Consider the following 21548-nt stretch of genomic DNA (forward strand, 5'->3'; position numbering starts at 1 on the left):
ATCGGCGCTTCTCAAGTTGAATGAGAGAAACCCGGAAAGACATTACCCCGATCATGTGGGCTTTCGGAAAACAGCCTGGATATCGCCGAGAGCCCGCTCCCGGAAACCCGCCTCGCAACAGGCCAGGTAGTAGTTCCATTTTCGCTCGAACAATTCATCGAACCCCAGAGAACGAACGCGATTCCTGTTCTTGTTGAATCGCTTCCGCCAGTCCTTGAGGGTGCGGGCATAATGAGGTCCGATATCCTCCAGATGCTCCATAACCAGACTGGAGTGCCGAGTGGCTGCTTCAACCAAGGTGGTGACGGACAGCAGTTGCCCGCCGGGGAAGATATGCTTTTGAATCCAGTCCGTTTCTCTCCTGTACTCATCGTAAACCTGATCGGCGACGGTGATGATCTGGATTAGAACCTTGCCACCGGGCTTGAGCAGTCGATCGCAGACAGCAAAGAAATCGCCCAGGTACTGATGCCCCACGGCTTCGAGCATCTCAATGGAAACGATCTTGTCGAAGATTCCGGACACATCGCAGCAATCGACAAGAAGAATGGAAACCCTGTCCTCAAGTCCCTCCCGCGCCACCATCTCCCGGGCAAAGGCATGCTGTTTTTCGGATACCGTGATCCCTGTCACGCGACAGCCGGTCTTTCTTGCCGCCTCTGCCGCAAAGCCGCCCCACCCGCACCCGATATCCAGGACAGAGTCTGAAACCCGAATCTCCACCTTTCTGATAATCTCTTCGATTTTACGCTCCTGGGCATCCTCGCAGGATTCCAATCCGTCCGCGTAGATGCCGCAGGAATACAAAAGCCTTCGATCCAGGAAGGTCTGAAAGAGGTCATTGCTCAAATCATAGTCTGCCTCGATGTTTTTCCGTGCGCCCCTTGCGGTGCTGGCCCTGAGGGCATGGACGATACGGTTTTTCCGCCGGGCCAGCCAGGCCGTTACAAGGTAACCGTTGACCAGGGCGTGGAACTTTTCAAGAGCGCGCTTTTCCTGCTCCGAACCGGCAGTCGGCGGCGGAACGAGACAGGGATCGTTCTGCTTGAGAACCTGAAGTAATTTTTCATAAATGCCCCTTCCTTCCTGGGAAGGACGGTAATTATACAGGTAAAGACAAGCGAAATGACGAATTTTCCGGCGCACATTTTTTAAACCTTGATGGCATTCTTTACATATCTATAAAAATTGGATGTAATCATTTTGTTCAGTCGGAATATCTGCTTTCCTTCTTTATTTTAAGGATGGAAAACCCAGCGCTTCATCCAATCCACACCTGTAGACAAATCCTTCCCCGGAAGCGCGAACCTCATTGACTTTGTTGAATGTTTTTCTTATAAAATAAATATCGAAAGTTGTCGCGAGCGGTTGATATGCGCTTTTCCGACACGGAAATATCCGGCCGTTTTATCGGCCAGGCAACGGCATCGGCAGCCGAATCGTTGTGATCGCGTTTTTTGGTTTTGGGATTGGGGAGTTCACGCATGAAAAAGATTCTTCTGGACATACTTATTTGTCCCCGCTGCCTGCCGGAGGAGATTCGTCTGAGCGACGTCGCACTGGAAACGTCTTCCACGGAAATTCTGAAGGGAAGACTGCACTGCGGAAACTGCGGCACCGATTACCCCATCGAAGAGGGAATTGCCTTCCTGGAACCTGATCCATCCCTTGAACTGCGGCAGAAAAACCGCTACGAGACGATGCCGGTCGTTTCCTCTTACCTCTGGAGCCACTTCGGTGACCTCATGAAAGATGATGAAGCATCCAACGCCTACAGAGAATGGGCGATTCTCATTGAACCCCATGGAGGCTTCTGTCTCGATGCGGGATCTGCTGTAGGCCGGTTTACCTTCGAAATGGCGCAGAAAGCCGACTTTGCCGTCGGCATCGACAACGCAGTCGCCTTCATCCGGACAGCGCGGGAGCTGATGCTCTCCCGGGGAGGTACGTTAGAACTGGCGGAAGAGGGACGGATCACCCGTTCCCAGCGGCTGATCTTCCCCGGAAACTGGAAGACGGACAACTGCGAATTCATCGTCGGCGACGCCCTGGCTCTCCCCTTTTCCACCGCCTCCTTCGCGTCTGTCTCCTCTCTCAACATTGTGGACAAAGTTTCCAAGCCCCTGAAACATCTCCAGGAGCTCAACCGTGTTGCCCGCCCCCGAGGGGCGCAGTGCCTGTTCTCCGATCCCTTTTCCTGGTCTCCGGAGGTTGCCGACCCGGCGGACTGGCTGGGTGGAACTCAGGAGGGCCTCTTTGCCGGGAGGGGACATGAGAACGTCCTTGCCCTCCTGGAAGGACGTCTTGACGGGCTGCATCCATTCTGGCATATCCAGGGCATGGGACGGATTCAGTGGAAAATCCGGACACACTGCAACCATTACGAATCGATTCGAAGCTGCTTTGTCAAGGCAGCGCGCTGAGCGAGCAAGCCGATACACGCTTATCTTTGAGAAAAAAGGAGGGACATCATGCAATGCCATACGGTGTGCCGACTCTGTTCAGCCTGCTGCCCGGTCACGGTAACTGTGGAGGCCGGGAAAATGGTCCGCGCGGCAAGAAAATCCTTTCTGCCTGAAGAGAAGCGTCTCTCCTGCCCCAAACTTGCCGCGGCTCCGGAAATTGTTTATTCCCCGGCCCGTATACTCCGTCCCCTGATCAGATCCGGACCGGGCAACGGTTTTCACGAGGCCTCCTGGGATGAAGCGCTGGGGCGGGTGGCGGAGCGGTTCAACTTCTTCAGGCGGACCGACGGCGCCCAGTCCATTGCCTGGCTGCGGGGCATGGCAGCCGACTGGGGCGCGCCCTGGGATTACGCCTGCCGACTCATGAACGCCTTCGGCTCCCCCAACACAATCGGCAACGGTTCCGTCTGCCATGTCGCCCGGGAGATGGCCCATGCCTTTACTTACGGCGCCATGACTCTTCCCCAGCCCCGGAATTCCCGATGCATCCTCATCTGGGGAAAAAACGACCGCAACACCGCTCCAGGCGTCTGCGAACAGATCCTTCATGCCCGATCCCATGGCGCACGGCTTATCGTTGTCGATCCGATCAGGACATCCTTCGCGCAGATGGCCGACATCTGGCTGCAGATCAAGCCGGGCCATGACGGCCCGCTGGCGATGGCCATGCTGAACGAGATCATCAACAACAATCTATACGACGCCGCATTCGTCGATCAATACGGTATTGGATTCGACGAGCTGCGAGCGGCTGTCGCGCACTTTTCTCCGGACCTGGTTGCCGCGGATCTCTGGCTCGATCCAGAGGACATCCGCCGTGCAGCCCGGCTCTACGCCACAACCAGACCTGCCTGCATCATTGACGGCAACGGCCTGGACATGCAGCTTTCGACCTTCCAGGCGACCCGGGCGGTCTGTATGCTCCGGGCCGTTACAGGAAATATCGACCGGGAAGGCGGGGACTTGATTCCCCAGCCGATCCCTCTGAAGAATATCCAACTCAAAGAGCGGCTTCCCAAAGACGTTCAACCGGTTACCGCAGCCTATCCCCTCTTCGACGCCTTCCACCCCACCTGGGGCCGCCACGCCCAGTCGTGTCTGATCGATGCCATTCTCGGGGAGCGACCCTATCCGATCCGGATGCTTGTCGTGCAGTCGGGAAATCCGGCGGTCACGATGACCGATGCAAAGCGGGTCCGGCGGGCGCTTCAGAAACTGGACTTTCTCGTGGTGATCGATCTCTTCCGGAACCGGACGGCAGAGATGGCCGACGTCATCCTACCGGCGGCAAGCTGCTTTGAGAAAACCCAGCTCAACCGCGCCTCGATGCGCAGCAGCCCCGTGGTCCTCCAGAATCAGGTCATCGACTGCCTGGGCGAGAGCCGACCGGACTGGCAGATCGTTTTCGAACTGGGACGCCGCCTGGGACTGGAAGCTGATTTTCCCTGGGCGTCGGTGGAGGCGGCCATCGATGAACAGCTTTCCCCCTCTGGTCTGACGGTGGCCTTCCTGCGGGAAAATCCCGATGGTCTGTGGACCGAGCCAACGAAATTCGAAAAATACCGCAGCAAAGGGTTTGCCACGCCGTCCGGCAGGGTGGAGTTTCATTCAGACCGGCTTGCCCGGGCAGGGCATGCGCCGGTACCCTTTGCCGAGGGAACCTTTGAAGACCTGCCCGGTTCCGCAGACGCATGCAATGCCGACGTCGTGATCGGGATAAGCGGCGAGAGGACGAACCGCTTCACCCACACCCAGTTCCTGCGCATCCCGTCCCTGGCACGTCAGGAACCGGAAGGCTTCGTGGATATTCATCCCCGGGATGCGGCGGCAAGGGGAATCAGCGACGGGCAGGAAATCACGATCTCCAACGAACGGGGACAGGTGCGGATGAAGGCCCGGATCTCCGACGTCGTCCACCCCGGGTCGATCCGCATCGCCTGGGGGTGGGGAGAGATCGACCCGGATGCCAACGTCAACAATCTGACCGATGACAACCGGCGGGATCCCATCACTGCTACACCGTCAAATCGCAGTTTTTTATGTCGCATCGAGACCTGAGGCCATGAACGGCGATGGTCATTCCTGTTCCAATGAGCGAAGACATCGATGCGGCCGGGAGGCAATGCAGGAGAACCGCGCGGGAAGGTCGAGGAGTCGATAACGAAGCCAACGCAGGATCTCCTTGAGTAAGAAGTTGCTTTTTTTCATTGACATACCTCCGCGGTTTCCTTATCCTCTTCTGCCCTGAAAAGAATTTATGAAGAAGTTTATGAATAGAGGTGCACAATGGCCCAATATGACGCCGTGGTGACGAGTCTTCTTCCGAACGGCAGGGCCGAGATTGTTATCCGGCCGGACAAGCCCGGCATACCCGATGCGCCGGAAATATCCAGGCGGGTGTGCCACTGTGCGACCGACGGTTCAATGGTTCGGACCGAAGCGTTGAACCGGGCCGATGCCCAGGTCGGCGACTGGGTTTCCGTCTACCGCAAGCCCGGCGTCGTCATGAAGAACATCGCCGCCCTGATCGGCTTTCCTCTGGCTGGTGTAATCGCCGGCACGATGCTGGGGAGCGCGCTGGGCAAAGCTGCGATGGCAATCGCTGCCCTTGGTGGGGGTCTGCTCGGCATTGTACTGGGGGTTCGATATTACCGGCATCTGTCCGAAGAGAATCTGATGGTCATCGACCGGGTGATCAGATCCCGGGAGGAATTAGCCGCCTTTTCCGGCGGTCGTGCCGGTTGCCGGGACGACTGCAGTCAATGTATTCCGTGGTCATCTTAACGCCATCCTTTGCCTTTGAATCCTCTCTGAGACCGGGTTTGGATACACTGATATGCCGCATTTAAAAAGTGCGGGACCGGCAGCGGTTCGGACTGTATCCTGCAATGCCCCGGGGAAGAGAGAACCCCATGGTCACAAATTCCGGAAACAGGGTTATCCCCCTGATGAATCTCTTCAACTTGATGATTGCCTGTTTCTATAAAAAAATACGAAATTTTATACCCTTGATGGTACATGATTAAATGAGATCCATGACAAAAACGACACAAAAAATGATCTTCGGTATTATTCTTACTGGATCGATGCTGGGCTTTTTCTGGATGGCATGGAGCCGAATCGCGAATGAACCGCTGGTTCGTTCACGGCTGATGATGGGGACGATTATCGAAATAACGGCCTACGATCGGGGAGCAGAAGCAGCCATTACAGCGGCTTTTGCACGAATGCAGCAGATCGAGGCCGCCATTGGACGGCAGGAATTTTCAGATCTGAACAGGTTGGCCGCTCAGGCCGGTGGACGTCCTCTGAAAGTCGGTGACGATACATGGCAGATCCTTTCCCTGGCTGCCGAATACTGGCAGAAGACGGACGGGGCCTTCGATGTAACCGTCAATCCCCTGCTGGAATTGTGGGGATTCGGTTATGACGGCGAGGGTAATTTCCCTGAGCCCGCAGCGATTCAAGCCGCCCTTCCCAAAGTCGGCGGTAACAAACTGCTCCTTTTCCCGGAAAAACGGGAAATCCAGCTGGTGAAACCCGGAATGTCCCTGACCGTAGGCGGCATCGCAAAGGGCTACGCCGTGGAGGAGGCCGCCAAGGTCCTCAAAAGGAACGGCATCAAGAACGCCATGATCAACGGAGGCAGCAGCATCAAGGTGATCGGGGACGGACCCGGCGGGCGCGGCTGGAGAATCGGTGTGGAAAACCCCCGTGAGGCAGGCAGGCTTGTCGGGGTGATAGTCCTGCATTCCGGGGACGCCATGGGCACTTCCGCGGACAACAAGCGTTTTTTTATCAGGGACAGTCACCGCTATTCCCATATCATCGATCCGCGTACCGGGTGGCCCGCTCCGGAAAAGATGACACTGGTAACTGTGGTGACCCGGAATGCCGCAACCGCGGATATCCTTACAAAAGCCCTTTTTTTAAACGATCTGAACTGGAGCATGAGATTCCTTGAACAGGAAAACCTGAAGGCGGTGCTGATCGATACCCAGGGGAAAATTCATACGACCCCGGGCTTTCAATTACTGAGGCAATCATGATCAGGGTCGAGGACGTCACCCATTCATTCAACAGCCATAAGGCCCTGAACAACCTGTCTTTTCATGTCGCACCGGGAGAATGCTTCGGTCTCCTCGGTCCAAACGGCGCCGGCAAATCGACCTTGATCAATATCCTGGTCACCCTGATGCAACCGGACAGCGGCACCGTCACGATCAACGGCTGGGCGCTGGAAAAAGAACCGGCAAAAATCCGCAGTGCCATCGGGGTTCTCTTCCAGGATCCAAGCTTGGACGAACGCCTTACAGCTTATGAAAATCTCTATTTTCATGCCATGTTTTACCATGTCCCGCCCCGGGATGTCACTCAGCGCATCAAGGCGTTCCTGGAAATGGTGGGCCTTGCCGACCGCGGCCACGACCTGGTCATCACCTTTTCCGGCGGACTGAAACGCCGCCTGGAGATCGCCCGCAGTATACTCCATCACCCTCAGATCCTGCTGCTGGACGAGGCAACCGTCGGCCTCGATCCCCAGGCCCGTCGCCGCATCTGGGACTACATCGCCGAACTGCGCCGGGATCGTGAACTCACCGTCCTCCTCACCACCCACTATCTGGAGGAGGCCGAAATCTGCGACCGCATCGCCATCCTCGATCACGGCGCCATCATTGCCTGCGATTCCCCGACCCGCTTGAAAGAAATCCACGGACAGAAAACCCTCGACGATCTTTTCCTCCACCTGACCGGACGCGATCTGCAGGATTCGGAAACCGGTGAACTGGAGCGGCTGAAGGCGACCCTGCGCGTGCGGAGGATCAAATGATTAGCGGTCTTCGGGACAGTTACTACATCATGAAACGCGATCTTATCCGGGCGCTGCGTCAGAAAAGTCCACTGGTCGGAGCAATCGTCCGCCCGGCGCTCTGGCTTTTCCTGCTTGGGACTGGACTCAAATTCGGTTTCGTCGCCCTGCCTCTGGTCGGAATCAACTGGCAGCAGTATATCTTCCCCGGCATTATCGCTATGAATGTCCTCTTCTCCGGGGTCATGTCCGGAGCCACCATTGTCTGGGACCGTGAATTCGGTTTTCTGAAAGAGATCACCGTTTCTCCGATTCCCCGCTGGTCCATCATCCTCGGCAAGGTCATGAGCGGCGCAATCATCGCCGGCTCTCAGGGAGTGATCGTGCTCGCAGTCTATCCGCTTCTCGGGCTTTCCCTTGGTCTCCTGCAGTTGCTCCAGACCCTGCTGGCCATTTTTTTCATTGCACTGGCCGTAACTGCAGTCGGCGTGCTCCTCGCAGCACGGATCCGCTCCCTGGAGGGGTTCGGCGCTGTCAATAATTTCGTGGTCATGCCGTGTTTTTTTCTCAGCGGCGCCCTCCATCCCCTCTCCAATATTCCGGACTGGCTGAAGATTCTGATTTATCTCAATCCGTTCAGTTACGCCGTGGATCTCCTGCGTGTCATTATCCTGGGACTGGACGGAGATCCCGCTTTCGATATCCTGGCCATCGCCCTATTCACCAATGTAATTTTCATGACGGCGCTCTATCTTTTCGCCCGACGGGGCAAGTATTATATCTGACGGAATAAGCTTAATTTATTCCCGTAGTTTACTGACAGCAAAATTCCCAGAAAATGTTCTTTCGTGCCAGTTTCTGGTCAACCGAGCTTTTTCAACCGCTATCGTCATTCTGTCCTTGCGGGCATATTTAAGCTTGACTTGAAATTTGTTATTTGGTTTCATCAAATAGTTCTTGACAAAAAAATAGTTACATAATATCCACATTGCGGCTACGGTAGACAGGCTAATGATCCGAAACATAGTGACCGGATCGTTAGGCTTGAAAAAGAAACTTTAATGAAATCATCGGGTTATTAACTATGACTGCATCATTGTTGACTTTCGCTAAAGGCGGAGTTCATCCTCCAGAGTCCAAGGAGATTACTGAACATCTGGCTATTGAAAAGATGCCCTTGCCGGCACAGGTTGAAATTCCGCTTCTTCAGCATTTTGGCGCTCCCTGCCAGCCCCTGGTGAACAAAAAGGACCGTGTGGAAGAAGGCGACCTGATCGGTCAGGTTCAGGGTCTGGGAGCAAATGTTCACGCCAGCATTACCGGCACGGTGACGAATGTCGGCACATCCATCGGACCGACCTCGCTCAACATTCCCTCCGTGACCATTGATCGGGATACTGAAGCGCCTGATAAAATCTACACTCCCTCGGACTGGAGAGGTCTGTCCCCTCAGGAACTGCTTCAGAAGATCAAGGATGGCGGCATCGTCGGGATTGGCGGTGCAGGTTTCCCGGCTCATGTCAAGCTGTCTCCACCGCCGGATGCCAAGGTTGACACCCTGGTTTTGAACGGCGCAGAATGTGAACCCTACCTGACTTGCGATCATCGCGTCATGCTCGAGAAACCTGAAGAGGTGGTTGAAGGCGCAAAGATTCTTCTGCATGTTCTGGGCATCAAAGATTGTTATATCGGTGTTGAATCGAATAAAAATGACGCCATCGACGCTCTTAGGAAAACCATTGAACAGCAGAAGCTTGACGGGGTAAAGATTCAGGTCAGCCCCCTGAAAGTCAAGTATCCTCAAGGTTCCGAGAAACAATTGATCGAAAGCACCACCGGCAGAAAGGTGCCTGGCGGCGGATTGCCTTTCGATGTCGGCGTCATTGTGCAGAACGTCGGTACGGCCAAGGCGGTATTTGACGCGGTGGTTCTCAATAAACCGCTCTATGAAAAGGTCATCACCATATCCGGCAGAGGCATTTCCAGGCCCGCCAATCTACAGGTTCGGATCGGAACGCGCATTCGGGACATTGTTGAGTACCTGGGAGGCACCAAGGCTGATCTGGCCAAGATCGTCATGGGAGGCCCCATGATGGGATTCGCCGTTTCGAGCTTGGACATTCCAGTAACAAAAACCTGTTCCGGAATTCTCTTTCTGACTCGTGATGAAATTGATGAACAGCCCTATGGACCCTGCATACGGTGCGGATGGTGCGTCGAAGCCTGCCCCATGGGGCTCTCTCCCAATGAGATCGGCCTGTACGTAGAAGCCGGTCGGGCTGCCGACACCGCACCTTTCGGTGTGTTTGATTGTTTTGAGTGCGGTTCTTGCGCCTTTGTATGTCCAGCCAAGAGGCCGCTTGTCCAATTTATCCGCCTGGCCAAGCAAAAGGCGAGAAAATAGTTAAAAAGGAGTCAAGCCATCGTGGAGCAAGTAAAAGACACTCAGATTTCAGAAAATCCATTGCCGGCATTGACGGTCTCCCTGTCGCCCCATGTCAAGAGCCGTGAATCCACGGCCAAGATCATGTGGATGGTGAATGCCTGCCTGTTGCCTCCTCTCGTTTTATCGGTTTTTATTTTCGGTTTTCAGACCTTGATTATCACCCTGATCAGCGTTCTGAGCTGCGTCCTGACCGAAGCGGTTTCCCAGAAGCTGCTTCACCGTCCGATCACCATAAAGGACGGCAGTGCCGTGATCACAGGTCTTTTACTGGCCTATGTGATTCCACCCGGCGTTCCCTACTGGATGCCGATCCTGGGAGCGATTTTTGCCATTTACATCACTAAGCATCTTTTCGGTGGACTGGGATTCAACATTTTCAATCCGGCCCTGATCGGACGCGCCTTTCTGGTGGCAACCTTTCCTGTTGCCATGACCTCGGCATGGATTCTGCCCATCCAGGATTTCGCCATTTTCAAATACATGCAGCCGGGAGTCGATGCGGTATCCACAGCCACCCCCCTTTATGTGCTCAAGCACTACGGACTCGCCGCTTTAATCGAGAAATACGGAACTCTTTCTACCGTTTATAAGGACTTCTTCCTTGGCGTCCGTCCGGGGTGTATCGGGGAAACATCAAATCTGCTCCTTCTCCTGGGAGGGGCATTCTTAATCTATAAACGATATATTTCCTGGCACATTCCCGTTTCCACCATCGCTTCCGTCGGTCTTTTGACGTGGATCTTCGGTGGGGAAGGATATTTCAACGGTGATCCCATTCTGGCGGTGCTGTCTGGCGGTATCTTTTTAGGGGCCATCTTCATGGCCACGGACTACGTCACGGCTCCCACTCAGAAAACTGCACAACTGGTATTCGGGATCGGTGTTGGAGCCATAACCGTCCTGATTCGTCTCAAGGGCGGCTATCCGGAAGGCATCTGCTATGCAATACTGCTGATGAATACGCTGACACCGGCATTGGAATCCTGGTTTAAACCCAAGCGTTTTGCTCCTGCGAAAGGTATTGTAAAATGAAAGAAATTATACGGATAACATTTCGCTTAACTCTTTCCTGTTTTCTTGCAGCCCTGGTTATGGGCATGACCTTTATCTTCACAGATAAAGCCAAAAAAGATAATGAACATCATAATGTTCAGACAACGATGCTGGGACTGCTCGGTTACAGCAGTCAGAACCCGGCTCCCAAAGAATTGAAGCTTTACTCGATTTACCGCTATATTATTGAAGAAAAGGGAACGACCTATCTGGGCTACATGGTCCCTGTCAGTAATGCCGGCAAGGAAAGTTATGAGTTTCTCAAGCTGTCCCTGGATGGAAAACTGGAACAGCGTCTCCCTTTGAACATTTCTTTGGAGAAAGCCGCTGAGGATGCTGAACGCCAGAGTGTTTTGAAAGAGGCCCTCAAGACTGAAAAAGGGTTTGCCTATCAGGATTCAACGGTTGTCGCCCGGATGGGGAATCAGAGGCTGGCATACCTCCTCCCAGGGAAATTTGGAGGCTTCAAGACTCATATTAAAGTCATCCTCTCCCTGAATCCCCAGTTCGATGTCCTCGGTCTGGAGATCATGGAGCACGAGGAAGATCCCGGACTCGGAGCAGAAATCTCACAGAACTACTTCAAGAACCAGTTCAGGAACAGATCCTTTGAGCGTCTGAAGGGTTTGGACGTCGTCAAGGAACCCCTGCCTGATGAATACCGTCGCTACCTGGATGCTCCGGATAAATTCAGTGGTGAACAGCTGGATACGATCCTCACTCAGTATCGCGACAAAGATATCTATGCCCTGACCGGCGCCACCATTTCCAGTCGGTGCGTGACAGATGGCGTGAAGAACATGGCCAAGCGGTTTGCCTACCGGATCAAGATCCTGGATGAGGCAATCGCCAGCCAGAAGATACCAGCTTTGATTTGACATTAAGGAGGAGTATTTTGGCCGCCACGAAAAAAACCAATAGCGAACTGCTTTTCAACGGGATTTTGCTGGAAAATCCGATTTTCCGCCTGGCCCTTTCCATGTGCCCGGCCGTCGGATTGACGACCTCTATCAAAAACGGTCTGCTGCTCGGCACCGCCGTCCTTTTCGTCCAGGTCTTTTCCAGTTGTACGATTGCCGCCATCAAGAACTTTATTCACCCCAGGATTCGCATTCCGACCTACACGTTGACCATTGCCACCTGGGTTACGGTCATCGACCTGGTCCTGGCTGCCTATGTGCCCGAAGCCTACAAGCAGGTGGGACTTTTCGTCAAACTGATTGTTGCGTTTGCAATTATTACCATGCGGCTTGAAATGTTTGCCTGTAAGAACACTGTTACGTCCTCATTCTTTGATGGTGTCGGCATGGGCATCGGGTTCATGGTCGGGATGGTGACTATCGGCTTCGTTCGGGAGCTTCTCGGCGCAGGTACGCTTCTCGGCTACGATGTTCTTGGATTCAAACCCCTGCTTTTCTTTGTTCTCCCTGCTGCAGGTTTCTTCTGTGTGGGGATCATGATGGCAATGTTCAACTACATTGAGGTGGTTTTCAACCGCAGTAAAGAGAGGAAGTCATGAGCACTTTGATGAAAAGATCCATTTTGCTGTCGATCTGGCTGGTTTCGATCTTTCTTGCCAGTCTGCCGGTGTGCGGTCATGCTGCCGAAAATTCATTTGCCAAAAAGACTGATTTCAAGGACAACCGGACCATCGTGATCGAGTTTGCGGGAGCTGTCGACGAAGAATGGGCAACCAGTCCAGCCAACTTTAAAGTAAATGAAAAACAGAACCCGGATGTTCTCCTGCCCGTTGAAAAGGTAGAGCTCAGTCCCGACAAGAAAACCGTTTTGATCAGGTTTGGTGAAGATATAGACCTCCGCGCGGCCCATGTTGTCAGCATGACCCCAGTATCGTCTGAGGGCAAGAATATGGGACCCGCCATTTTGGACGTAAAGAAATCTTATTTCGGTTATCTTTTCTCGATTCTCATCGGCGCGATGCTGATAAACAACTATGTCTTCACCAAATATCTTGGCCTGTGCGTTTTTATCGGAACATCCCGGAAAAAGGACACTGCTGTCGGTATGGGGATAACGTTCACAATCGTCATGGTGGTCAGTGCCATGATATCCTGGTTCCTGTATCAGTACGTTCTCAAACCCTATCGGCTCGATTACCTTCAGGTCGTAGTTTTCATTGGGTTGGTTTCCCTTACTGTACAGGCTGTTGACACGGTCCTTCGTAAGGTTAATCCTGCTCTTTTCAAGGCCTTCGGTGTGTACCTTGTTCTGGTGATCGCCAACTGTGTTATCATTGCTGTTCCTTTGACTCTTGCGAGCAATGAATACAACGCATTTGAAAGCTTCATGCTGGCTCTTGGCGCTGGCGGTGGATTCCTTCTCGCACTCTTCCTGATGTCGGCATCAAGGGAGCGTTTGGAATTAGCCAATGTTCCTCCCACATTTCGTGGTTTGCCCATAGCTTTTGTCGCAACAGGCCTTTTTGCTCTTGCCTTCATGGGTTTTTCCGGAATGGCAATTTTTTAATTAAATTTAACTTTTTTGAGGTATGTCATGGATCCAGTATTGATTAAGTTGGCTCTGGGGGGAATTGCTTTCCTCGTATGTATCGGACTCTTGTTCGGTATCGGTCTAGCTCTGGCTGCGCAGAAATTTGCTGTCGAAGCTAACCCCAAGGTTGAGGAGGTTCTTGAAGTTCTTGCCGGTGCGCAATGAGGCGGTTGTGGCTTCGCAGGTTGCGAAGCGTATGCCGAAGCGGTTGTCGATGATCCGGATGTTCCTACGAATCTCTGCTTTCCCGGCAAGGCCGCAGTCGCGGAAGCGGTTGCAGAAATCACAGGGAAAAAAGTCGCAGGCGCAGAAAATATGATTGCTTCAATACGATGCTCCCGAATCGAAGGGGAGGTTAAACAAAAATATGAATATCTTGGCTATGATACCTGCGCTGGTGCGAGCTTGGCTTTTGGAGGCCCTCAAGAGTGTGCCTATGCCTGCATTGGTTTAGGAGACTGTGCTACGTCATGCCCGTTTGGCGCCATCATCCTGCAAAATTCATTTCCGGTTGTAGATCCTGCCAAGTGTGTTGGTTGCGGATCATGTGTGCGTGCCTGCCCCAAAAAAGTGATCGAACTTATTCCCTTGAAGGCTCGAGTCTGGGTGCCGTGCAGCACTCAGGATCCTGGAAAGACCGTAAGGGCTCTTTGCAAGGTCGGCTGTATAACTTGCAAGATGTGCGTCAAGGCCTGTCCGGCTGGAGCGGTCAGTGTAGATGGAAACCTTGTGCACATTGATCATGAAAAATGTCTGGCCTATGGACCTGACTGTAAGGAAGCCTGTGTTGAAAAGTGTCCCCGAAATATTTTCAGACCTTTTATTGCGGAACTGAAAAGAGTTGAGCCGGCAAAGAACGCGGCTTGAAACAGGTGTACCGATTCCATTGCATACATAACAGTATGAAGCTTTTTAATTCATTCCATTCGAATTAGCGAACATCATTAATTTAACAACAATGCTCTGTGAAAGAGGGTGCTGCATTTATGGGACGCACCCTCTTTTTTGGTTCATCCGGTTAATGAGTACCTCTGAGTATGCAGGTGATAGAGGCGGAGTTTGAAGTATTCCATATCCCGGAATCCATAGGCCTGCCTTTTTAAAGTTTTAATCTTGTTGTTTGTGCCCTCAAGGGCGGCATTTGTAATGTGATGTTTGAAATAATTGAGTATCGCAGTCCTGTATCCGGAGAGCGTTTTGGCTACTTTGACGAGTTCTTTGATTCCGGACAGCATGGCGTCCTTACACCAGGTGTCAAGGAAGGTAACAGCCTGGGCGTACTCCGGTATTTCCCAGAAGAGTCTGAGTTGCTCTTTCATGGAATGCATGACGAATAGAGGCTGATTGGCCTGCATCAGGGCATCGAGACGTTCCTTATGGTCCGGCTTCAGGGAATCATAATTTCGCAAAAGGAGGAAGCGGTTTCCCTTGAGGGTTTGCTTCCCGGTATCATCAAGTTCTTTCTGATGATTTCTGCGCAAGTTTTCGATGCCTTGATTCATCAGAGCCATAATATGGTAACGGTCGAAGACGACATCGATATTGGGAAGGGCTTCCCGGACGGCGGAGAAGAAGGAAATTCCCATGTCCATTGCAACCGCTCGCAGTTTTTTCCCCTTGCGTGCAAGTTTTTTCAGGAAGGGTAAAATCCCCTCCTTGCCCTTTCCCTCAGTGGCGTAAAGGATTCGTCCTTCGGAGAGATCCATCACCGTGGTCATGTACTCATGGCCTTTCCGGATGCTGAATTCATCGATACCGATATACCGAACTTTATGAAGAGGAATGTTCCGATAGAGGCGCTGCAATTTCAACTTATGAATCTCTTTGATCATATCCCAACCCACGCCGAGGTAATCGGCAACCCAGCGAATCGTGCCGAATCGAAGCAGATCCAGAACAATCAGAGCAAAGGATCGGGCAAATCTATGCTTCCCCACCATAAAAGGCAGATCGGGCCACCAAAGGGTGTCGCAAGTGTTGCATTTTATTCGATGAAGGGAAAGTACAAGGAAACACCTCTTACGCCCCATAGGTCCCAGATGAAAACTCCGTGTTTTCTGTCCTTTAAAGGTAAATTTACGCTGCCCGCACTTTGGACAGCGAATGTATTCTTCTTTCACATCTGCAAAATATTCGATGACGTCACCCGTGAAGCGTGTTGCTCTATAAGTAATACCCTTCAGATTGAAAGCATGATAAAGAACCGATGTGGACATGGTCTGGAGCCTCCTTTTGTTGTTCGATTGGTCTCAAACAACAGGGCTCTTGCCATGTCCATGTGATTTTATGCAATACCAAGGTACTCATTAACCGGATGAACCTCTTTTTTTATGTTCGTGTTCCAGAATTTTCAGCCATTTTTCGAAAATTGGAAATAGGATGATTATTTTCCATGACATATGTTTTCATCTTTTCCTGAACAGAACTGTCTTTGACAATCTCCGAATTGACTGACGCAGGCATTTTTGAAGAAGATAATGTAATTTAAACAGCAGATTGCTTAATGTCATTGAGTAGATACTCTTATAATGCCGTGAAAGTCAATTTTTGTTCATAAAACGTCTTGAATGTAAACACCGGCTGTGATACACAGTACGAGGTTTGTGATATATGGATCGGAGTTGTCACTCAAGAGGATTGAGTGCGGATGGATAGTTGATCAGATATTTTTTACTCCAGAAAGCGGATACGCAATAAACTGATTATAAAAACTGTTTCGAGATACGGGATGAGTTCTCACTTCTGCATAATCTCGGATAAAAGTTGAATTTATAATTTTTGAGGGGGTGATAAGAAAGAGGCGTCTGAATCATTAAGTATATTTCAATTTCTATATTAAATCTTTTATGGAGGTGTCTAATGGCTGACGTACCGAAAACGATCAAAACGTGGCAAATGGTAGCACCATGGAGAAAGAACAAGGAAACGGGAGAGAAAATCCCCGGTCAACTGCAATTAACGGAGATTCCTGTTCCTGAGCTGAAAGAGGGGGATGTTCTGGTAAAGATTGCGGGCTGCGGTGTCTGCCACACCGATCTCGGCTTTTTCTTCGATGCCGTCCCGACCGTTACCAAACCCCCGTTGACGCTGGGCCATGAAGTCAGTGGTACCGTCGTTGCGGGCGATCCAAAATGGATTGGGAAAGAAGTTTTAATTCCTGCCGTTTTGCCCTGCCGTAAATGTGAACTTTGTAAAACAGGTCGTGGAAACCGCTGCCTCAATCAGATGTTCATTGGCTGCAGTCATGGAATTTATGGCGGTAATTCAGATTACATTCCCGTTCCCTCACTTGACCTTTGCGAAATCAAAAATCGTCCCAGCACTCGCCCCCTGGAAAATTACTCCGTTGCGTCCGATGCGGTCACAACGCCCTACCAGGCAATGATCAAGGCGAAGGTAGGAATTGGGGATAATGTCATTGTCATCGGAGCCACTGGCGGTGTCGGTCTTTATACGGCGCAGATCGCCAAGGCGATGGGCGCGGATGTCGTTATCGGAATCGACATCGCAGAACAGAAGCTTCAGAAGATGCTCAACTATGGGTGCGATTTCGTCATCATGAATAAGGACAAGAGCAACAAGGATGTCATGGGTGAATACCGCGCGATCTGCAAGGCCAATGCGCTGCCCAATTATGGCTGGAAGATCTTCGAAGTTTCAGGGAACAAATTTGGTCAGGCCCTGGCCCTCGATCTGCTTTCCTTCACCGGGACCATGGTTCAAATCGGGTACGGGCTGGGATCTATTGATTTCAATGTATCCAGGCTGATGGCGTTTGATGCACAGATTATCGGCACCTGGGCATGCCTGCCCGAGTACTATCCACATGTTCTCTCTCTGATCCATTCCGGAAAGATCCAGATCGATCCTTTCCTGGAAGTTCGGCCAATGAGCACAATCGCAGCAACCTATGATGAAGTTCACAAAGCCGGTTCTCCGGAAAAGAGAATTGTTTTGAAGCCTGATTTTTAGAAAATCACCAAATAAAATAACGTATAAGGGGGATTAGTATGAGTTTAGATTGGATGCCAAGAGAACACGGGTTAAAGAATCACAGCCGACATACTGAACAGTGGTGGGGCACGGAAGCACCCTGCACCGTATACGAGAAGAGACCCTTGAAGGACCCCAAGGGTAATGTAGTTCCCGGCCTTTACAGCGCCTGGATCAGACTGAACAACCCGGGCCAGTACAATTCTTATACAACCGAGATGGTTAAAGGTGTTATCGCCGGTTTTGAGAATTCCTCCACCGACCGCGAAGTCGTTGCCGTCGTCTTCACCGGAACAGGTCCTAATGCCTTCTGTACAGGCGGCAACACGAAGGAATATTCCGAATATTACAGCATGAGACCGGAAGAATACGGCTCCTACATGGAACTGTTCAACAATATGGTGGACTCCATCCTGATGTGCAAAAAACCGGTCATCTGCCGCGTTAACGGCATGAGAGTGGCTGGTGGTCAGGAAATCGGCACTGCCACAGACATTACCGTTTCTTCCGACTTGGCCATTTTCGGTCAGGCCGGACCCCGCCACGGCTCAGCCCCCGTCGGCGGCGCCTCCGATTTTCTCCCCTGGTTCCTCAGCATTGAAGACGCCATGTGGAACTGCGTAAGCTGTGAAATGTGGTCTGCCTACAAGATGAAAGCCAAAAACCTCATCTCCAAGGCCCTTCCCGTGCTGAAGGACGACAAAGGCAACTGGGTAAGAAACCCCCAGGTCTATACCGACACCTATGTAAAAGACGGCGAGATCGTTTACGGCGAACCCAAGACCGGCGAAGAAGCCAAACAGGCACGTGCCTGGGTCAACGAGAAACTGAAGAACAACGATTACGATTTCTCCCTCATCGATGCCGAAGTCGACCGGATTGTCTGGGTTTTCGCAAATCTGTTCCCCGGCTGCCTGATGAAATCCATCGACGGCATCCGCCAGAAGAAGAAATTCTGGTGGGATCAGATCAAGAACGACCACCGTTACTGGCTCGGCACCAACATGATGGGCGAAGCCTTCCTGGGCTTCGGCGCATTCAACACGAAGAAGATCACCGGAAAAGACACGATCGACTTCATAAAGAATCGTCAGCTGATCGCGGAAGGCGCCCTGGTCGACGAAGCTTTCATGGAGCAGGTCCTCGGAAAACCGCTGGCAAAATAATTTTCAGATTCAAATTAAAGGGGGGGACTCCCCCCCTTTTTTATTTCAAACAGCTCCACAAAAAGGCTGAGAGAACTGAGCGTGATATTCATGAGCTCTTTACGGATTAATCTCAGCCCTTGACTTCACAATTTCACTTTAACCTCAAGAGAAAGGGAGATTGTTATGGGATTCAACACTATTCTTTTTGAAAAGAAAGACAAAGTTGCCACAATTACACTGAATGTCCCCAATTCAAACTGGCTTACCATACCGATGATGAAAGAGATCAACGAAGCTCTGATGGATGTCAAGAAGGATCCGACCATTCAGCTTCTCGTTTTCGATCATGCCGGTGATAAAGCCTTCTGTGACGGTGTCGATGTTGCCGATCACGTCCCCGAAAAAGTGGACGAGATGATCGACCTGTTCCACGGCATGTTCCGCAACATGGCCGCCATGGATGTGACCTCCGTATGCCTGGTCAACGGCCGTTCCCTAGGCGGCGGTTGCGAACTCATGGCCTTCTGCGACATCGTCATCGCCTCCGAGAAGGCCAAGATCGGGCAGCCCGAAATCAACCTTGCCGTCTTCCCGCCTGTGGCTGCGGCCTGGTTCCCCAAGATTATGGGTCTTAAAAAGGCAATGGAACTGATCCTCACCGGAAAGATCATTTCGGCGAAAGAAGCGGAAGCCATTGGGCTGGTCAATGTCGTACTCCCGGTGGAAGGTTTCAGGGAAGCCGCACAGAAATTCATGGCTGATTTCACCAGCAAGAGCAGACCCGTTGCGATGTGGGCCCGTCGCGCCATCATGGCCGGCCTTAATTTGGATTTCCTCCAGGCCCTTAAAGCATCGGAAATTATCTACATGCAGGGTTGCATGGCGACTGAAGATGCAAATGAAGGACTTGCCTCATTCCTGGAAAAGAGAAAACCGGTGTTCAAGGACAAATAATCGTCCATGATTTATACTCCGAAAGAAGAGATTATAAACAGGACGGATAAATTAAGGACTTTAATGGGGAGGGCCTCACTCGATGGGGCCTTCTTCCATTATAAGATCGATTATTTTTACCTCTCAGGAACCATGCAGGACGCCTTTCTCTATGTTCCGCTCAACGGTGAGCCCAAGCTCTTCGTCCGGCGGGAGATGCGTCGGGCACGGCGGGAATCGCCCCTTTCCGACCTGATCCCCCTTCGATCCCTTGAGACCGTCAAGGCCCATATCGGCAACCCGCGGAGAGTTGGTTTTCAGCTTGATGTGATGCCATACAATTTTGTCATGCGTTTTCAAAAGCTTTTGGGGGATGTTGAACTGGTGGATGTTTCACCGCTGATCATTGACCTCCGAAAGATCAAGAGCCCCTTTGAAGTCGGGTTGATGGATAAGGCGGCGGCCATTGCCGGGAAGGTTTACGAAAAAATCCCCGAAGTGCTCCGGGAAGGGATGACTGAGATTGAGCTCGGCGGGATACTGGAAGCCTATGCCAAGACCCTCGGGCATGAAGGACTGCTGCGCACACGATCCCTGATTTTCGAGGCCTATACCTGGCATATTCTGAGTGGGAAGACGGGAAGCATCGTCAGTCAGATGAATTCCCCCCTGGGTGGCCTGGGCATGTCGCCGGCCTTTCCCGTCGGGGCCAGCCGCAAGAAAATCCGGAGGGGAGAGCCGATCATGATCGATTTCGGCATCTGTTATCACGGGTATCAGGTGGATGAGACCCGCATGTTTGCCATCGGCCATATGCCGGAACGTTTTGCCGATGCCTATGAAGCCTGCCGGGAGATCCATTACCGGGTGCTGGATAAAGCTCTGGAAGGCGTTTCCTGCTCAGAACTTTTTCAGTATTCCGTGGAGCTTGCCGACAGGATGGGATATGGCGATTATTATCTCGGTTACACTCCGCACAAAGTCAATTTTCTGGCTCACGGAATCGGTATAGAGATTTCTGAACCCCCTTTCATTGCTGCAAAGATGGATTACCCCCTGTTAGAAGGGATGACGCTGGCGATTGAACCCAAGATGGTCTTTCCGCGACAGGGCGCCTGCGGTATCGAGAATACGGTTTTGATCGAGAAAGACCGGTATCGCGTGCTCACCCGGATGGATGAAAAGATTATCGTGGTCGATTGAGATCACTCCTGTAAAGGCGCCCTTGCCGGATATTCCTTCGCTCCAGCTCCCGGTCAATGGCGTTGAGGACGCTCATCTTGTTTGAAGCCCATGCCGGGGCCAGGAAGATGTCCTGGTAGCCGTCGGCAGTCAATCGCTGGATCACCATGTCCGGAGGCAGGATTTCCAGGACATCGCAGACGGTCTGAACATACTCCTCCCGTGGCCACAGGGTTAACTGACCTTTTTTGTACTCCTCCCCGAGAACCGTGCCTTCCAGAGCCAGCAGGAGATGAATCTTGATTCCCTGAATCGGCAGAGACGCCAGAGTAGCCGCGGTTTGCATGACATCTTCATGATTTTCACCGGGCAATCCCAAGATAATATGCGTGCAGATCAAAAGATTTTCGTCGACAGCCCGCGCGACGGCATCTAAAAACTGGGCTGCTGTATGTTCCCTGTTAATACGCAACAGCGTTTTGTCATGGATCGACTGCAGGCCGAATTCCAGCCAGACATGGCGATCCCGGGCATAATCTTTCAAAAGACCAAGCACCTCATCCGATACGCAGTCGGGTCGCGTGCCTACGGAAAGGCCGATGACATCTTCCTGTGCAAGGGCCTCGTCATAGAGCCTTTTCAATGAGCCACAGGGCGCGTAAGTGTTTGTGAAGGTCTGGAAATAAGCGATAAATTTTTTTGCGCCCTTGCGGTTACGATAGAATTCCCTCCCCCGGCGGATCTGTTCGCTGACGGAGGGCAGCGGCCCTTCCTGTCGAAGTCGCGATCCCCGACCATCACAGTAGATGCATCCCCCTGTCCCCAGGAAACCATCCCGGTTCGGGCAGGTGAATCCCGCATCCACAGGTAATTTATAAACCGTGCAGCCGAAACGGTTCCTCCAGTAAGTCTTTAAATCATGGTAGCGTTTTGAACCGCTCCTTGTATGTGTTGGTGACACGAAAGTTTGTCTCCCCTTGTAATTTTTTGGCTTTATACTATTATAT

The 21548-nt window shown here is 52.0% G+C and carries 20 protein-coding genes; 16 read left to right on the top strand and 4 right to left on the bottom strand.

Annotation, left to right across the window (positions count from 1 at the left end; translation table 11 throughout):
* Window positions 1-51: 51 nt before the first annotated feature.
* Together SYN_RS14140 and SYN_RS16320 are read right to left on the bottom strand one after the other, a co-directional pair.
* Window positions 52-1146: an SAM-dependent methyltransferase gene (locus tag SYN_RS14140; protein WP_011418903.1), complete on the bottom strand. Its 1095-nt coding sequence runs from the start codon at window positions 1144-1146 to the stop codon at window positions 52-54.
* Between the two features lie 163 nt (window positions 1147-1309).
* Window positions 1310-1486 (bottom strand): hypothetical protein, encoded by a 177-nt coding sequence (locus SYN_RS16320; RefSeq protein ID WP_011418904.1) that lies wholly within the window; start codon window positions 1484-1486, stop codon window positions 1310-1312.
* Here SYN_RS16320 and SYN_RS14145 point away from each other — a divergent pair.
* The 12 genes from SYN_RS14145 to rnfB all read left to right on the top strand — a co-directional run bounded on the left by SYN_RS14145 (window position 1485) and on the right by rnfB (window position 14152).
* Window positions 1485-2423, top strand: a complete 939-nt coding sequence (locus tag SYN_RS14145; RefSeq protein ID WP_041585163.1) for a class I SAM-dependent methyltransferase — start codon at window positions 1485-1487, stop codon at window positions 2421-2423. The two genes, SYN_RS16320 and SYN_RS14145, sit on opposite strands and share 2 nt — an antisense overlap.
* Before the next feature lie 48 nt (window positions 2424-2471).
* Window positions 2472-4523, top strand: a complete 2052-nt coding sequence (locus SYN_RS14150) for a molybdopterin-containing oxidoreductase family protein (protein ID WP_011418906.1) — start codon at window positions 2472-2474, stop codon at window positions 4521-4523.
* 228 nt (window positions 4524-4751) lie between these two features.
* Window positions 4752-5249, top strand: coding sequence for a SoxR reducing system RseC family protein (locus SYN_RS14155; RefSeq protein WP_011418907.1), 498 nt, complete (start codon window positions 4752-4754; stop codon window positions 5247-5249).
* Between the two features lie 251 nt (window positions 5250-5500).
* Window positions 5501-6514 (top strand): FAD:protein FMN transferase, encoded by a 1014-nt coding sequence (locus SYN_RS14160; RefSeq protein WP_041585164.1) that lies wholly within the window; start codon window positions 5501-5503, stop codon window positions 6512-6514.
* The gene (locus SYN_RS14165) at window positions 6511-7296 is read left to right on the top strand and encodes an ABC transporter ATP-binding protein (protein ID WP_011418910.1); all 786 of its coding nucleotides are present in this window, start codon (window positions 6511-6513) and stop codon (window positions 7294-7296) included. Before SYN_RS14160 ends, SYN_RS14165 begins: the two co-directional genes overlap by 4 nt.
* Entirely contained in the window at window positions 7293-8060 is a 768-nt protein-coding gene (locus SYN_RS14170) for an ABC transporter permease (RefSeq protein ID WP_011418911.1), read from the top strand. The genes SYN_RS14165 and SYN_RS14170 overlap by 4 nt, the downstream gene beginning before the upstream one ends.
* 299 nt (window positions 8061-8359) lie before the next feature.
* Window positions 8360-9679, top strand: coding sequence for an electron transport complex subunit RsxC (gene rsxC, locus SYN_RS14175; RefSeq protein ID WP_011418912.1), 1320 nt, complete (start codon window positions 8360-8362; stop codon window positions 9677-9679).
* 21 nt (window positions 9680-9700) lie between these two features.
* A complete protein-coding gene (locus tag SYN_RS14180) occupies window positions 9701-10753 on the top strand; it encodes an RnfABCDGE type electron transport complex subunit D (protein ID WP_011418913.1) in 1053 nt (350 codons plus the stop codon).
* Window positions 10750-11652, top strand: a complete 903-nt coding sequence (locus SYN_RS14185; protein ID WP_011418914.1) for an FMN-binding protein — start codon at window positions 10750-10752, stop codon at window positions 11650-11652. The genes SYN_RS14180 and SYN_RS14185 overlap by 4 nt, the downstream gene beginning before the upstream one ends.
* Before the next feature lie 17 nt (window positions 11653-11669).
* Window positions 11670-12293 carry an electron transport complex subunit RsxE gene (gene rsxE / locus SYN_RS14190; protein WP_148202595.1) on the top strand — a complete coding sequence of 208 codons (624 nt, stop codon included), beginning with the start codon at window positions 11670-11672 and terminating at the stop codon, window positions 12291-12293.
* A gap of 8 nt (window positions 12294-12301) precedes the next feature.
* Window positions 12302-13261 (top strand): electron transport complex protein RnfA, encoded by a 960-nt coding sequence (locus SYN_RS15550; protein ID WP_148202596.1) that lies wholly within the window; start codon window positions 12302-12304, stop codon window positions 13259-13261.
* A 27-nt stretch (window positions 13262-13288) separates the two neighbouring features.
* Window positions 13289-14152 (top strand): RnfABCDGE type electron transport complex subunit B, encoded by an 864-nt coding sequence (gene rnfB, locus SYN_RS14200; RefSeq protein WP_258165141.1) that lies wholly within the window; start codon window positions 13289-13291, stop codon window positions 14150-14152.
* A gap of 143 nt (window positions 14153-14295) precedes the next feature.
* Here rnfB and SYN_RS14205 read toward each other — a convergent pair whose 3' ends face one another.
* A complete protein-coding gene (locus SYN_RS14205) occupies window positions 14296-15501 on the bottom strand; it encodes an ISL3 family transposase (RefSeq protein WP_011416422.1) in 1206 nt (401 codons plus the stop codon).
* 643 nt (window positions 15502-16144) lie between these two features.
* Between SYN_RS14205 and had the strand changes: the two genes are divergently transcribed.
* The 4 genes from had (at window position 16145) to SYN_RS14225 (ending at window position 20562) form a co-directional block, all read left to right on the top strand.
* Window positions 16145-17257, top strand: a complete 1113-nt coding sequence (gene had / locus SYN_RS14210) for a 6-hydroxycyclohex-1-ene-1-carbonyl-CoA dehydrogenase (RefSeq protein WP_011418919.1) — start codon at window positions 16145-16147, stop codon at window positions 17255-17257.
* Between the two features lie 38 nt (window positions 17258-17295).
* The gene (gene oah, locus SYN_RS14215; protein WP_011418920.1) at window positions 17296-18444 is read left to right on the top strand and encodes a 6-oxocyclohex-1-ene-1-carbonyl-CoA hydratase; all 1149 of its coding nucleotides are present in this window, start codon (window positions 17296-17298) and stop codon (window positions 18442-18444) included.
* 165 nt (window positions 18445-18609) lie between these two features.
* Window positions 18610-19380, top strand: coding sequence for an enoyl-CoA hydratase/isomerase family protein (locus SYN_RS14220; RefSeq protein WP_011418921.1), 771 nt, complete (start codon window positions 18610-18612; stop codon window positions 19378-19380).
* Between the two features lie 6 nt (window positions 19381-19386).
* The gene (locus SYN_RS14225; RefSeq protein WP_011418922.1) at window positions 19387-20562 is read left to right on the top strand and encodes a M24 family metallopeptidase; all 1176 of its coding nucleotides are present in this window, start codon (window positions 19387-19389) and stop codon (window positions 20560-20562) included.
* Here SYN_RS14225 and SYN_RS14230 read toward each other — a convergent pair.
* The gene (locus SYN_RS14230) at window positions 20546-21502 is read right to left on the bottom strand and encodes a TIGR01212 family radical SAM protein (RefSeq protein ID WP_041585165.1); all 957 of its coding nucleotides are present in this window, start codon (window positions 21500-21502) and stop codon (window positions 20546-20548) included. The genes SYN_RS14225 and SYN_RS14230 overlap by 17 nt on opposite strands.
* Window positions 21503-21548: the final 46 nt, after the last annotated feature.

The organism is Syntrophus aciditrophicus SB (assembly GCF_000013405.1).
Taxonomy (GTDB): Bacteria; Desulfobacterota; Syntrophia; order Syntrophales; family Syntrophaceae; genus Syntrophus; species Syntrophus aciditrophicus.

Coding starts and splice junctions, on each gene's coding strand:
- SYN_RS14145 (WP_041585163.1), top strand. CDS start 1,485: ATGAAAAAGATTCTTCTGGACATACTTATTTGTCCCCGCTGCCTGCCG.
- SYN_RS16320 (WP_011418904.1), bottom strand. CDS start 1,486: ATGCGTGAACTCCCCAATCCCAAAACCAAAAAACGCGATCACAACGAT.
- SYN_RS14150 (WP_011418906.1), top strand. CDS start 2,472: ATGCAATGCCATACGGTGTGCCGACTCTGTTCAGCCTGCTGCCCGGTC.
- SYN_RS14155 (WP_011418907.1), top strand. CDS start 4,752: ATGGCCCAATATGACGCCGTGGTGACGAGTCTTCTTCCGAACGGCAGG.
- SYN_RS14160 (WP_041585164.1), top strand. CDS start 5,501: ATGACAAAAACGACACAAAAAATGATCTTCGGTATTATTCTTACTGGA.
- SYN_RS14165 (WP_011418910.1), top strand. CDS start 6,511: ATGATCAGGGTCGAGGACGTCACCCATTCATTCAACAGCCATAAGGCC.
- SYN_RS14170 (WP_011418911.1), top strand. CDS start 7,293: ATGATTAGCGGTCTTCGGGACAGTTACTACATCATGAAACGCGATCTT.
- rsxC (WP_011418912.1), top strand. CDS start 8,360: ATGACTGCATCATTGTTGACTTTCGCTAAAGGCGGAGTTCATCCTCCA.
- SYN_RS14185 (WP_011418914.1), top strand. CDS start 10,750: ATGAAAGAAATTATACGGATAACATTTCGCTTAACTCTTTCCTGTTTT.
- SYN_RS15550 (WP_148202596.1), top strand. CDS start 12,302: ATGAAAAGATCCATTTTGCTGTCGATCTGGCTGGTTTCGATCTTTCTT.
- SYN_RS14205 (WP_011416422.1), bottom strand. CDS start 15,501: ATGTCCACATCGGTTCTTTATCATGCTTTCAATCTGAAGGGTATTACT.
- had (WP_011418919.1), top strand. CDS start 16,145: ATGGCTGACGTACCGAAAACGATCAAAACGTGGCAAATGGTAGCACCA.
- oah (WP_011418920.1), top strand. CDS start 17,296: ATGAGTTTAGATTGGATGCCAAGAGAACACGGGTTAAAGAATCACAGC.
- SYN_RS14220 (WP_011418921.1), top strand. CDS start 18,610: ATGGGATTCAACACTATTCTTTTTGAAAAGAAAGACAAAGTTGCCACA.
- SYN_RS14225 (WP_011418922.1), top strand. CDS start 19,387: ATGATTTATACTCCGAAAGAAGAGATTATAAACAGGACGGATAAATTA.